The sequence below is a fragment of the Streptomyces sp. NPDC006393 genome (genome assembly GCF_040628575.1).
GTDB lineage: Bacteria > Actinomycetota > Actinomycetes > Streptomycetales > Streptomycetaceae > Streptomyces.
Genome location: NZ_JBEXZD010000087.1, coordinates 1 through 13,403, shown reverse-complemented (window position 1 = coordinate 13,403; position 13,403 = coordinate 1). Strand labels below are relative to the sequence as shown.

Here is a 13,403-nt window from a genome sequence, read left to right as displayed (position 1 = left end):
GCACCCAATGTCGACCGTGAAGGTTCGGAGGATCCCCGCAGCCACGGGGAGCTTCGCCGGGCGGAGTCCGCCGTCGCCGGCCTCGCATGTGGAAATTTGGTGGAGATGGCATCGACCCGTCCCGCCGTTGACGACAAACCGGGCAAAGCGTCGCGGCTGAGTCAGTCTTGCAACTGGGTTGAGACATACCCCGGTTGGTCCCCATGTGCATGCTGACTAGAGTGGGAAACACGTTGTGACGCGTGGCTCGGTTTGCGATCGTACGGAGGTTGGCCGGCCACGTCGGCCGATGTGGTGAACGGGGAAACGGGGAGGAGCGTCGTGCTTCCGGCAGACATGGTGGGGGGTGTGTCGCCCACCCGGCAGGCGAACCTGGAGGCCAGCGGCGAAGCGCTGAGCAAGTTCGTGAGCCGGGTCGACGCCGTCCTCCGCAACCTCGAGGGGTCAGCGGGCAACCCGACGAAGGTGGGCGCCCAGACGATCAGGCTGTCGTCTCTGAGCGCGGGGAGCCAGAGCGTCTTCCCTGAGGCGCACGACCTGTACCTGGAGTACCAGGGGGTGCACACGGAGCTCACCTCCCTGTCCAAAGTCCTGCATCTGCAGATCGAAGCGATCGGGATCGCCGTGCGAGGTGCGGAACACGGCTTCGACAAGCTCGAAGAGGACCAGCGTCGGCGCTTCTGGCAGATCCAGGTGCAGATCCGGGATATCCAGGGGAAGCAAGGGCCGAACGAGTCGAAGGGCGGTGCGACGCTCTGATGGCCGACAACCACAAGGCCGACCTGGACCGGGTCTCCACGCAGAACAACTACACGGACTTCACCCGTACCGCCGATGACCTTCCGCAAGGCGGAGGGTTTCTCACCAGGTTGGTGAACGGCGCCCTGCGGGCAGCCGCCCAGCAGAGTCCGTACGCGGAGACCGTGTCGCACAGCACCGACTTCGGCGGCACCCACCTTGGCCTCAACCAGTTGCTCGATCTGGTCGAGGAGACAGACCCGGAGGACCTGGAGTCCTCCGGCAAGGCACTGTGGGACGCGCGCGATGCCATCAAGTCGGCCGCCGAGGAGCTGTCGGGGCACATCGACCACGTCCACTGGGTCGGAGAGTCCGGCGACGCCTTCCGCAAGTGGGGCGGCACGCTGGTCGGCAAGGCACATCAGCTCAGCGACTTCGCCGGAGGGGCCGGCGACCAGCTCACCGCCGCCGCCGTGGGACTGGCGTCCGTGCGGGGCGCGATGCCGTCTCGTGACACGCAGGCGAACCGTAAGCGGCCCCACGAGTTCACCGAGGCCGAGAAGGCGGCGGACAAGGACGGCTACGCCGCCGCCGTGCGGGTCGAGAAGGACCGCCAGGAAGCCATCAACCAGATGAACCGGCTGGCGTCCTACTACGCGGTCTCGAACGAGCAGCTGACTGCCGTGCGCAGGAAAGCGCCCACGTTCGACACCATGCCGAACGTGGGGGTGCCCAAGCCCACAGGCTCTTCCTACCACGATGGCGGAGGGTCCGCTTCGAGCCAGAGGACGGAAGGGTCCGGCTCGGCAGCCGCCCCCAGTCGTCACACCGAAGCTGGGTCAACTTTCCCTCACATTGGCCATGGTGCTGTCGATCCCACGGTGGCGGCACGGCACATCACGGAGCCCACCGCACCACCTGATGTCCCTGTCGCTACGCCGGTCGGTACCAATATCGACACCGTCGGCACCCTGCCTCCCCCTGTGACGACCCCTCCGGTCCCGCACTCTCCGCCGGCCACCGGTATGCCGGTCTCCGATGGCGGCCCCACGCAAGTGTTCGGTGGCGGCCCCGGGGCCCCGCTGCCCAATGCCATCCCGGGCAGGGGCCCCGGTGGAGCAGGCGGGCTTCGAAACCCGGTGTCCGCACAGGGCCGAACCGGCGTATCCGGCCCGGGTGCCCAGAGCTCAGGGCGCCCTCCGGCACGGGGACCCATGAATCAGATGGGTCGCGCGACGTCCGCCGGTCAGTCGATCGGCAGGGCGACGCCGACCGGAGCGAAACCGTCGACTCCTTCCGGGCGAGCTGTCACCGGCGGCACCCCGCGCGTCGGCGGCAGCGCGGCGCCGCGAGCCACCGGCGGCCCGACCACCGGTGCAGGGCGTGCGAACGGTGTCGTAGGCGGGCGTCCCACGGCGTCACCCGGTGCATCGGCGAAGGGCAGCGGATCGAGGCTTCCTCGTGGCACGGTCGTCGGAGCCGAGGAAACGGCCGGATCCCGGTCGACAACCGGCCGGACCACTGCGCGTGGTGTCTTCGGAACACCCGAGTCCACTCAGCGGCCGGGAGCGGGAGCAGGCACCTCGATATCTCGTGGCCGTGCCGGAGGGGCCGGAGCCGAGGACATCAGCGGAAGGCCCGCCACGCGTAATTCCGTTACCCGTGCCGAGCGCAATGGCATGACGCGCGGTGGCGCCGGTCTCGTACGCGGCTCCGGCAGCAACAGCCAGGGTGATGACGGGCGGAAGGCGGAGCGAGCACCACGCCCTGGCCACGTGGACGACGAAGAGAACGAGCGACATCTGCCCACACAGCCGCGGCGCGATGTGCCGCCGGTCATCAACTGAGCGCGGACAAGGACGTACAGCACCATGAAGTCAGGGACCAGCCGACGAACCGAGCGAGCACCGCTCCGCGGGGGGCTCCGCGGAAGCCGAGCGCGTGCGGTGGGTGCGATCGTCGGCATCCTGGCCGCCCTGAGCGTGGGACTCGCGCCGACCGCCACCGCCGACGAACAGTCGAAGCAGTGGTACCTGAAGCCCATGCAGGCCGAGCAGATATGGAAGGCCAGTACGGGCAAGGGCGTGAAGGTGGCTGTCATAGACACCGGTGTGAATCCGGGCACGCCTTCATTGAAGGGACAGGTCCTGGCGGATGAGGTCCCCAAGTCGGTCGCCTACCACGCCACGCACGACTTCGTCGGCCACGGGACGACCATGGCCGAGCTGATCGCCGGTACGGGAGCCGGCGGTGGAATCAAGGGGCTGGCTCCGGGTGCGAAGATTGTTCCCTACCGTGTCCGTCTCGAAGGTCTGAAAGGCGCGGAGCTGAAGAAGAGCCCTGAGCCCTGGCAGGCGATCAGAGCGGCAGCCGACACGGATGCGAAGATCATCAGTATGTCGTACGGAGGAGTGCCCGACCCGACGGAGGAGGAGGCAGTCAAGTACGCCGCTTCCAAAGGCAAGTTGATGATCGCGGCGGTCGGTAACGCCGGGCGCGGCGACGGACAGATCGGCTTTCCCGCAGGCTTTCCCTACGTCATCGGTGTCTCCTCGATGGACAAATCCGGCAATGTGTCGAAGTTCTCCTCGCACGGCAGCTGGGTGGATCTGACGGCACCGGGTGAAGGATTCCCCGGCTGGTGCGACGCGACCTTCCGCTCCTACTGCGACAACCAGAACGGTACGAGCGCCGCCGCTGCCATCGCCTCCGCCTCCGCCGCCCTGATCTGGTCCGCCCACCCCGACTGGACGGTGAACCAGGTCACCCGGGCCCTGATCGACACGGCCGGACGCAGCTGGGCGAAGGACAACCCGAGTTCGTACCTCGGCTACGGAGCGATCCGTCCGAGGGTCGTCCTCGAGAACCCCCACTACGACCCGGGCCCTCCGGACGTCGATCCTCTCGCTGAGGAGAACGGCGGCAACGTGCTGGCCAAGTCCGCGTCCACCCCCGCGCCTTCGGCATCCGCTTCCGCATCAGCCTCGTCACAGGCCCCGGAAAAAGGTACGAGCGGCGGCACATCTGCGGCAGGATCGAACGCGCGATCGTCGAACGACAGCAGCACGCTCTGGATCGCACTCGGCGCCGCCGCGGCGGTCGTCGTGATCGGTGGTGGTGGCTTCGCCGTCATGCGGGCACGGCGCGCCCGGTGAGCCTGCCGGGGACGGACGACAGACTTCGGCAGCCCCTCGGACCGGGCTCGAGAGAGAACGTGCCGACAGGCGCCCCAAGCGTGCTCTTCGCCAACCCGGGCGCTGAGCCGACACAGTTGGACCGGACAACAGACGGAAGAAGGGCGGGCTGGTCATGGCCGGCAAGCAGAAGCTCGAAGACGCCGCAGTAGTCAAGCTGCAGAACGACATGTACACGAAGTACGACGGCATCCGGAGCCGGGTGCACAGCCTGCAGCAGGTCATCGACGGCCTCGAGGGACAGTGGCAGGGCATCGGTCGTGCCGCGTTCGACAAGAAGCAGTACGAGATCAACGAGTCCCTCCAGAACATCGGCAAGATCCTCGGTGACGTCATCGAGGCGATGACCAAGACGCGTCACATCAAGGACAGCAAGGAAGACGACGTGCGTGCGTCGGTGAACCGGATCGACGTTCACGACGGCGCGCCGACGGTCTCTCCCTTCAGCTCGTACTGACACGGGCGGCTCCACGGAATCGGCCGGGCAGCCGGCATCCATCAGGCACACACGAGCGAGACGAGGTAGACAGAGATGGGCAACAACGCCGACGGGCTGAGCGTCACTTACAACGGGCTCGACGTCGCGGCCACGCAGATCGGTAACCAGGCCAAGACGCTCGAGCGGGACCTGCACGAGCTCCGGCAGCTGGTCGTGCAGAGCCTGCAGTACTGGGAGGGCGAGGCCCAGGGCACCTTCCACGAGAAGCTGCAGAAGTGGGACAAGGAAGCCAACGACATCCACACCGCCCTGACCGGCATCGGTCACGTCGTCCACACGGCCGGCGGTGACTACATGGAGGGCGACAAGCAGGCCGCCAGCTACTTCCGGTAGGCCGACAGCCGAGAAACACGTCGGGGTGGGCGCGCGCGGGAGGCGCCCACCCCGCTGTCGTGCGCCACGTCATCCGGAAAGAAGCAGTGAACACCAACGCGCCGGATGCCGGGCGAGCCACGCGACGGATCGGCCCCTACAGCGTCATCACCGGCCTCGACAGCCGCGCACCGAGCACAGCCGTCCCTGTACGGCGGTTCATCGCTCGCAGCCGCGACGGCGACCGCACCGTCCTTCTCAGAAGGCGGCCCCGTTCACCGTTCCGCCGGCCGTGAGGACGCCCGAGGCCCGGCTGCTCTCCGCGGACGAGGGCGGTTTCATCATCGGCCGGTCCCCCAAGGCCTTGTGACATCTGCCCGAGGTGGCGTACCAGGACTCCGCCGCCCCGCTGCCCGTGCGGGACGTCGTCGTACTCGGCGTGGAACAAGGCGGTATCGCGGCGTACAGCGTTGTGGACGGCAGACTGCGATGGGCCGCGTTCTCGCGCAAGGCAACGGCGTCTGGATGATCGACGACTACTACGTCGGCGAAGTGAACACCGTGAACGTGGAAACCGGCAGGCAGATCTGGTCCTTCGCCCTGCCGTCGACGGAGAGACCCACACTGGCGGTCGACGGCAACAGGACCTTCGTCAGAGGCGGCAGGGCGCTCTACGCGCTGCCCGTCTTCTGAGAGTACGCGTGGCGCGTACGCAGTCCCCCCTGTCCCTGCGTACGCGCCAGGCACCCTGGGCGTGCGGGGCCCGGTCACCGTCGCCGGACGTCACCCCGGGTCGCCGTCGGCGCCTGCGGGAGTCCCCGTCACTCCTCGACCAACCCCACCTGAACCAACGGCCTCCCCTGCCGCCGCGACACGAACACACCGCGGCCCGCGGGCATCGGCCGGGGGCGGATGCCGCCCAGGAGGTCTCCCTCGTTGGGGTCGCCGGAGAGGACCACGCCCTGGGCGCCGAGTTCCTTGATGCGCTGCATGAAGTTCTCGTAGCCGGCGCGGTTCGCGCCCGCCGTGGAGCGGGCGATGATGAAGCGGACGCCGACGTCGCGGGCGAAGGGGAGCATCTCCGTGAGGACGGCGAGGGGGTTGCCGCTGGAGGTGGAGACCAGGTCGTAGTCGTCGATGACCACGTACACCGTGGGGCCGCGCCACCAGCTGCGGTCGCGAAGCTGCTCGGGGGTGACGTCCGAGGTCGGTGTGCGGCGCTGCATCAGGTCGGCCAGGGCGTCCATGTGATGCTGCATCTGGCTCGACATGGGGATGTACTCCGCCAGGTGCGAGGACGGGGTCACTCCCAGCAGCGAGCGGCGGTTGTCGACCACGAACAGCTTGCAGGTGTCGCCGTCGTAGCGTTCGGTGAGGCGCTGGATGAGCAGCTTCAGCAGGTTCGACTTGCCGGACTCGCTCTCGCCGAAGACGAGGAAGAACGGGTCCTGGTCGAAGTCCACGAACACCGGTTCGAGGTTGTCCTCGTCCAGGGCGAAGGAGACGCCCCGGTTCGGGAAGCGGTCGCCCGGCGGGAGCTGGGTGGCCGGGAACTCGCGGGGGAGCAGACGGACCTCGGGGGCTCCGGGCTGCTGCCAGTGCCGGGTGACCTCCGAGGAGAGGGCCGTGGTCGCGTCCGCGAGGTCCGTGTCGGAGGACAGGCCGTCGATCCGCGGGACCGCCGCCATGAAGTGCTGCTTCTGCGGCGTCTGGCCGCGTCCCGGCACGCCCGTGGGCACGTTCGCCGCGACCTTGCGGTCGAACTCGGAGTCCATCGGGTCGCCGAGCCGCAGCTCCAGGCGGTTCATCAGGTGGTCCTTCAGGTTGGAGCGGACCTCCATCGACCGTGAGGCGGTCAGGACCAGGTGGATGCCGTAACCGAGGCCGCGGGCCGCGATTTCCAGCACCAGCGGCTCCAGCGCCTCGTAGTCGGAGCGGAAGTTGCCCCAGCCGTCGATGACCAGGAAGACGTCGCCCCAGGGCTGGTCGGTGACGGAGATGTCCCCGCGGGCGCGGCGGGCGCGGAACTCCGCGATGGAGGAGATGCCCGAGGCACGGAAGTACTCCTCGCGCCGGGTCATCACGCCGTACACCTCGGCCGCCGTGCGCCGCACCTTCTCCGGGTCCAGGCGCGAGGCCACGCCGCCCACGTGCGGCAGGCCGGCCAGGGACGACATGCCGCCGCCACCGAAGTCGAGGCCGTAGAACTGCACCTCGTGCGGGGTGTGGGTGAGCGCGAAGGCGGCGACGAGGGAGCGCACCAGCGTCGACTTGCCGGACTGCGGACCGCCGAGGATCTGCATGTGTCCGGCCGCGCCGCCGAAGTCGATCCACAGCGGGTCGCGCCGCTGCTCGTACGGCTTGTCGACGATGCCGACGGGGACGACGAGCCGGCCCGCGCCCTCGTAGCCCGGCTGGGTCAGGCCGCGGCCGGGCACCGGGGCGAGCCCGGGCAGCAGCGAGTCCAGGGCGGGCGGGCTGTCCAGCGGCGGCAGCCACACCTGGTGGGCCGCCGGCCCCTGGGCCTCCAGCCGGCGCACGACCACGTCGAGCACGGTGTCGGCGAGCGCGTCGTCCTTCTCGTCGCGCTGCGGCTCCTGCCGCTGCCTCGGCACGGGTACGTACTGCACCGGCACCTCGGCGGCCGTGAACAGCACCGGCCTGCGGTCCACCGGGAGCGGCCCGCCGATCGCGGCCGCCGCCTGCTGCGAGCTCGTGCGGTACACCCCGGAGACGTACGCGGCCTTGAAGCGCACCATCTCGTCGGTGCCGAACTTCAGGAAGCCCGAACCGGGGATGTTCGGCAGCTCATAGGCGTCCGGGACGCCGAGCGCGGCCCGCGACTCCGCCGCGGAGAAGGTGCGCAGACCGATGCGGTACGACAGATAGGTCTCCAGGCCGCGCAGGCGACCCTCCTCCAGGCGCTGCGAGGCCAGCAGCAGGTGCACGCCCAGCGACCGGCCGATACGGCCGATCTGCACGAACATGTCGATGAAGTCCGGCTTGGCGGTCAGCAGTTCGCTGAACTCGTCGATGACCAGCACGAGGGACGGGATCGGCTGGAGCGGTGCGCCCGCCGCGCGCGCCTTCTCGTAGTCGTGGATGTTGGCGTAGTTGCCCGCGTCGCGGAGCATCTCCTGGCGGCGGTTGAGCTCACCGCGGATCGAGTCGCCCATGCGGTCCACGAGCGTGAGGTCGTCGGCGAGATTGGTGATCACCGCCGCGACGTGCGGGAGTTGTGCCATGCCCGCGAACGTCGCACCGCCCTTGAAGTCGGCGAGGACGAAGTTGAGCGTCTCGGAGGAGTGGGTCACGGCGAGGCCGAGGACCAGGGTGCGCAGCAGCTCCGACTTTCCGGAACCGGTCGCGCCCACGCACAGGCCGTGCGGGCCCATGCCCTCCTGGGCCGCCTCCTTCAGGTCCAGCATGACCGGCCGGCCGTCCTCGCCGACACCGATCGGCACCCGCAGCCGCTCGGCCTGCGCGCGCGGCCGCCAGGTGCGCTGGGGGTCGACGGAGGCCGCGTCGCCCAGGTTCAGCAGGTCGGTGAACTCCAGGTTGGCCAGCAGGGGTTCGTCGTCGTCCCCGCCCGAGGCGACCCTGAGCGGCGCCAGCTGCCGGGCCAGCGCCTCGGCGGCCTCGTACGACAGCACGTCCGGCGTGCCCTCGTAGACCATGCCGTGAGCCGACTCCAGGCTCAGCTCCTTGGGGCGTACGACGACGGAGAGGTCGCCGCGTCCCGCGGTGAGTTCGCCGGGCACGACCTCGATCACCGTCACGCCCTGAAGGCCCTCGGGGGAGGCCAGCAGCGAGGTGGGCGACAGGGAGACACCGTCGAGGACGATCACCAGGTGCGGCTGCTCGGGGACGGGGGATCCGGCCGGGTGGAACCGCGGCCGGCCCTGGAGGCGGGTGCCGAGCAGGTCCTCCAGCTCCGCCGGGTCGGTGGTGATCAGCCGGCGGCTGCCCGCGCCGTCCGCGACGCCCGGGGCCTGGCTGTGCGGCAGCCACTTGGCCCACTCCCACTCCGGTGCGGTGTCCCGGTGGGCGGCCACGGCGACGAGCATGTCCTCGGGGGAGTGCAGCGAGGCGAGGGAGCCGATCAGCGCACGGGCCGAGCCGCGCACGGTCGCCGGCTCGCCGCTGACCGTCACGTGGTAGAACGCGCGCAGCGACACGGCCATGGGCAGGCTCTCGAGGGTGCTGTGCGTGGCCAGGAAGCGCTGCATCGCGCCGGCGGTCAGCGGCTCCAGCTGATCCACCGGTCCGGTCTCCGGCGCGATCAGGGGGGTGGCAAGGGACTGCGGGCCGAGGCCCACGCGCACCTGCCCGAAGTCCTCGTCGCCGGTGCGCCGCTCCCACACCCGGCTGCCCTCGGCGACCAGCGCCCACAGTTGCTCAGGCGAAGGGTGCAGGTAGTACTGGGCGTCGCGCTGGACCTGTGCGGTGTCCAGGGCCGCGCGCCGGGTCTGCCCCAGGTAGCGCAGGTAGTCGCGGCGGATGTCGGCCATCTGCCCCTGGTTGCCGCGGCGGTAGCGCACCAGCATGGAGATGCCCATCGCGACCGTGGAGGCCACCATCACCATGCCCATGATCTTCATGAAGGGCTGGGCCTGCGGGTTGAAGAAGAACACCACGGAGCCGCCCATGCCGAGCATGGGCAGGAGCTGCATCAGTGCGCCTTCCTGCTGCCCGCGCGGCAGCTCCGGCGGGGGCTGCAGCACGATCTCGTCCGTGGGCACGTCCTTCGGCAGTGCCCGCGGCGGGCGCTTGACGACGATATGGCTCACTACGCACCAATTCCCTAGCCCGACCGAGGTGTTCTGTCCGCCGCCCCGTGTCAGGCGGACGCCGATCGCGCACCGCGATCCTACTGACAACCACTGACACCGGCGGGCGGTAGGGTGCCGGAGAGACGCGTGAGGAGTGGTGTGAGCAGTTGCGAATCCCCCTGGTGAAACCGGGCAATTCGCGACGTTCGATGCGCGTGCCTCTCGTACCTTCCGGTCCTGACGGCGCAGTCGGCCGACAGCGGGGGAGACACCGCACGAACTCCCACCGGAACTTGCACATGATCTTCACGGCCGGGTGTGCGCGGCGACGTGCCGACCGGCCCCACCACCGACGAGGGGGAACAGACAGGTGAGCATGACGGCCTCCGCGCCGGCCGGCGCCAACGCCGGACCGGGCACCGGAGCCCCTTCAGGGGCGGGCACGGGCTTCGGTTTCTGCCGGGTCACGATCGTGGCGCCCGACAGCCGCATCGACGTCGCACTGCCCGACGACGTACCGGTCGCCGACCTGTACCCGGAGATCCTGCGGCTCGCCCGGCAGAGCCCCGGCGAGGGCGCGCCCGTCGGATACCACCTCGTCCGCCGCGACGGCACGGTCCTCGACAGCTCCCGCTCCTTCGCCGCGCAGCGCATCCTCGACGGCGAGCTGCTCACGCTGCGCCCCTTCGCCGAGTCGCTGCCGCCCGCCGTCTTCGACGACGTCTCCGAGGCCGTCGCCTCCGCCGTCACCAGCGACCGCGCCCTGTGGGACGGCGACCTGACCCGCGTGGCCGGCCTCGTCGCCGGCGGCATCCTGCCCGCGCTGCTCGCCTTCGTGGTCTGGAGCTCGCAGCTCCGCCACGACATGCACAGCCTCCAGGGCGTCCTCGCCGCCGTCACCGGAGTGCTCCTGACCGTCTTCGCGTGCGTCCGCGCACGGGTGTACGACGACCGGGGCTCCGCCGTCGCCCTGGGCCTGGGCGCCCTGCCGAACATCGCCGTGGGCGGCTCCGGGCTGCTGCCTCTCGGCGCCGGGGAGGGCATCGGACGGCTCCAGTTCCTGCTCGCCTGCGCGGCCGTCCTGGTCGCCTCCGTCGTGCTCACCCTGGTCTCGCCGGGTGGTGACGGTCCGTTCGTGGCCTTCGTCTTCGCTTCGACGGTGGGTCTGGTCACCACGTTCATCGGGATGCTCACCGACCTCAGGCCCATCGAGACGGCCGCCGTCTGCGCCCCGCTCTCCGTGGGCGCGCTCGCCTTCCTGCCCGGGCTGTCCATGCGCTTCGCGCGGCTGCCCATCGGCTTCGCGGCGCCGAACCCCTCGCGCGGCGGCTACGCGGACGGCGAGCCGAACGCGCCCGAGCCCGTCGACGCCGAGCGCGTCGCGGCGCAGGCCCACCGCGGTCACGAACTGCTCGTCGGCCTCGTCGGCGGCTGCGCGCTCGTCTCCGTCGGAGCCTCGATCGTCCTCGGCTTCTCCAGCAACGTCTGGGCGGAGCTCCTGGCGCTGGCGACCGGAGTGGCGATGCTCATGCGCGCCGGCCTGTTCCGCTACACCGCGCAGGTAGCCGCCACCCTGGCCGCGGGCCTGGCCGCGCTCGTCTTCCTCGGCATCGGCCTCGCGCTCAACCCGCCCCTGGAGTACGTGCGCGACGCGCTGCACGGCGACACCACCGCGCTCGACATCCGCAGCCTCTGGCTCGCGGCGGCCGTCGCCGCGGCGGCCGCCCTGGTCACCGCGATCGGCCTGATCATCCCCAGGCGGGGCGTCACCCCCTTCTGGGGCCGCTTCCTGGAGATCGCGGAGAGCTTCGTCCTGCTCACCCTGGTCCCGCTGACCCTGGCCGTCTTCGACGTCTACGCGACCGTACGCGCGATGACGAGCTGAGACGGACCACAGCGTCTCGAGCTGAGCCGACGGGCGGACAACGACGAGGACCCGCGGGCCTCTTGAGCCGAGCCCACGCGGGCTTCGTGGGCCGAGTCCACGCGGGCCTTTCGAGCCGAGCCCATGCGGGCGTTTCGAGCCGAGCCCACGCGACGCTCGCCCAGCGGTCAGGCCCGAACCGGGCACCGCACCCGGCCCGGCCCCGAGCCGTGCGGCCGGGTGAGCCCGTACGCCGAGCGACGGACCGAACCCACGCGCCAATGAAAGACGACGGCCGAGGCAGCCATGGCGGCTGCCCGGCTCGGTGACGAGAGGTGCCCGACACGTGAGCTTCGGCCCACCCCCTTCCCCCTACACGCAGTCCGCCGTCGCGGCCGACCGGGCACGCAGACGCCGCCGCAACAGAGTCGTCGGCGGGACGGTCGCCGCCCTCCTGGTCGTCGCGCTCTGCGTCGGCGGCGGGCTCCTGTGGTCCGCGGGGGACCACGGCGCGCCGGACGACCACAAGGCGGCGGCCGCCCCGCAGAGCCCGGACGACGTCCGCAGCACGGTCGAGAAGGTCCCCGCCTCGCCGGAGGGCCAGGAGGTGATCGAGCACTACGCCGAACACCTGGAGAAGAACACCGACACCAACCCACGCTACGCACCGGTCACCTGGGCCACCGGAAAGATCCTCGCCAAGGCCGTCGCCAACCGCGTCGAGGGTTACCGGATCAAGCCGCACTACGACGAGACCGCCTGGACCCTCGACCTCGGCGGCTACATCTGCGCCGGCAGCAGACACGTCACCGCCGACGGCCGCACCGCGGTCGTCATCCAGCCGCCCAAGGGCGAAGGCGCCGGCGACAAGGGCGTCTGCGACCAGGTGGTGTTCCTCGACCTCAACACCGGCAAGAAGCTGTGGCAGCGCAAGATGCCCGCGGCCACCTTCGCCTACGTCACGAACACCAACCTCACCCTGACCAAGGGCGTCGTCGCGGTGGCCTGGGGGCGTGGCTCGGTGGCGTACGACATGAAGACCGGCAAGCAGCTGTGGAACAGCACGATGAGCTCCCCGTGCGAGGACAAGGGCTTCGCCGGGGGAGGCGCGCTGCTCGCCCTGGTCGGCTGCGGCGAGGCACCCGACACCACCTACAAGGTGCAGAAGCTGGATCCGCGGACCGGCAAGAACCTGTGGTCGTACAAGGTCGCGGCCGGGGTCGAGGACGTCTATCTGCCCGCCTCCGACCCGCCCGTGCTCGCCGTCGCGGCCGGGGACAGCACGGTCACCGACCTGATCACGCTCGACGACCGGGGCCGCCGGCTCGCCACCGTCTCCCTGAACGGATACGACGCCAAGTGCGACAGCCGGTCCTACGCCGGGCCGTACTTCGGCGTGGTGGAGAACTGCGACGGCATGGTCGTGGGCCCCACCCAGGTCTACGTCATGAGCAAGGAGAACATCGCGAGCGACCAGCCCTCGGACTGGATCGTGGCCTTCGACCTGGCGACCGGCAAGACGCGCGGCAAGTTCGAAGGCCGCGAACTGCAGATGGTCTACCCGCTGCGGATGAGCGGCGACGAGCTCCTGATCTACCGCGCGGGCGCCGACACCCTCGCGCCCGCCGCCCTGGTCAGCTGGAACCCCCGGACGGACAAGGAGACCCCGCTGCTGCTGTTCCAGCTCCCGGAGGACGACGCGTACGAGCTCAGCGACCCCGAGCAGTCGGACATCGTCGTGGAACAGGGCCGCATCTTCTTCTCACGGCGCGAACTGGTCCGCGACGACGACGCCCCCAAGGACAAGGTGCTGATGGCCATCGGTTACGGCAGCGCCGGACTGAAGCACTGAAGCACTGAAGCAGTGGAGTACCGAGGTGCTGAAGAAGCACCGAAGTACTGGAGCACTCGAACGGTGTGAGGGGGCGCCAACGTCTTCAAGGCACTCGTGGGCGCCGTACGGCTCGCGGGCGAGGGCCGGGACGAGATCCTGGTGGACGCGACGACGTTCCCCACGGACGGAT

Annotated in this window: 9 protein-coding genes; 8 read left to right on the top strand and 1 reads right to left on the bottom strand. The window is 70.1% G+C overall.

Annotated elements, in window-relative coordinates:
* Nucleotides 1-321 precede the first annotated feature (321 nt).
* The 6 genes from ABZ484_RS28320 (at nt 322) to ABZ484_RS28295 (ending at nt 5,436) form a co-directional block, all read left to right on the top strand.
* On the top strand, nt 322-759 hold the full coding sequence (locus ABZ484_RS28320) for a hypothetical protein (RefSeq protein WP_358868758.1): 438 nt from the start codon (nt 322-324) through the stop codon (nt 757-759).
* Nucleotides 759-2,585, top strand: a complete 1,827-nt coding sequence (locus tag ABZ484_RS28315; protein WP_358868757.1) for a hypothetical protein — start codon at nt 759-761, stop codon at nt 2,583-2,585. The genes ABZ484_RS28320 and ABZ484_RS28315 overlap by 1 nt, the downstream gene beginning before the upstream one ends.
* Nucleotides 2,586-2,780: 195 nt before the next feature.
* Nucleotides 2,781-3,893 carry a S8 family serine peptidase gene (locus ABZ484_RS28310; protein WP_358868776.1) on the top strand — a complete coding sequence of 371 codons (1,113 nt, stop codon included), beginning with the start codon at nt 2,781-2,783 and terminating at the stop codon, nt 3,891-3,893.
* A 154-nt stretch (nt 3,894-4,047) separates the two neighbouring features.
* Complete coding sequence (locus ABZ484_RS28305; RefSeq protein ID WP_030177481.1) at nt 4,048-4,389, top strand: WXG100 family type VII secretion target; 342 nt, start codon at nt 4,048-4,050, stop codon at nt 4,387-4,389.
* 75 nt (nt 4,390-4,464) lie between these two features.
* Complete coding sequence (locus tag ABZ484_RS28300) at nt 4,465-4,764, top strand: WXG100 family type VII secretion target (RefSeq protein WP_030177479.1); 300 nt, start codon at nt 4,465-4,467, stop codon at nt 4,762-4,764.
* 468 nt (nt 4,765-5,232) lie between these two features.
* Nucleotides 5,233-5,436, top strand: coding sequence for a PQQ-binding-like beta-propeller repeat protein (locus ABZ484_RS28295; protein WP_358868756.1), 204 nt, complete (start codon nt 5,233-5,235; stop codon nt 5,434-5,436).
* Nucleotides 5,437-5,564: 128 nt separating this feature from the next.
* On the opposite strand, the gene eccCa is transcribed toward ABZ484_RS28295, so the two are convergent.
* Complete coding sequence (gene eccCa, locus ABZ484_RS28290) at nt 5,565-9,533, bottom strand: type VII secretion protein EccCa (protein ID WP_358868755.1); 3,969 nt, start codon at nt 9,531-9,533, stop codon at nt 5,565-5,567.
* Nucleotides 9,534-9,891: 358 nt separating this feature from the next.
* Between eccCa and eccD the strand changes: the two genes are divergently transcribed.
* Complete coding sequence (gene eccD, locus ABZ484_RS28285) at nt 9,892-11,400, top strand: type VII secretion integral membrane protein EccD (protein WP_358868754.1); 1,509 nt, start codon at nt 9,892-9,894, stop codon at nt 11,398-11,400.
* A gap of 325 nt (nt 11,401-11,725) precedes the next feature.
* Nucleotides 11,726-13,231, top strand: coding sequence for a PQQ-binding-like beta-propeller repeat protein (locus tag ABZ484_RS28280; RefSeq protein ID WP_358868753.1), 1,506 nt, complete (start codon nt 11,726-11,728; stop codon nt 13,229-13,231).
* The last annotated feature ends 172 nt before the right edge of the window (nt 13,232-13,403 follow it).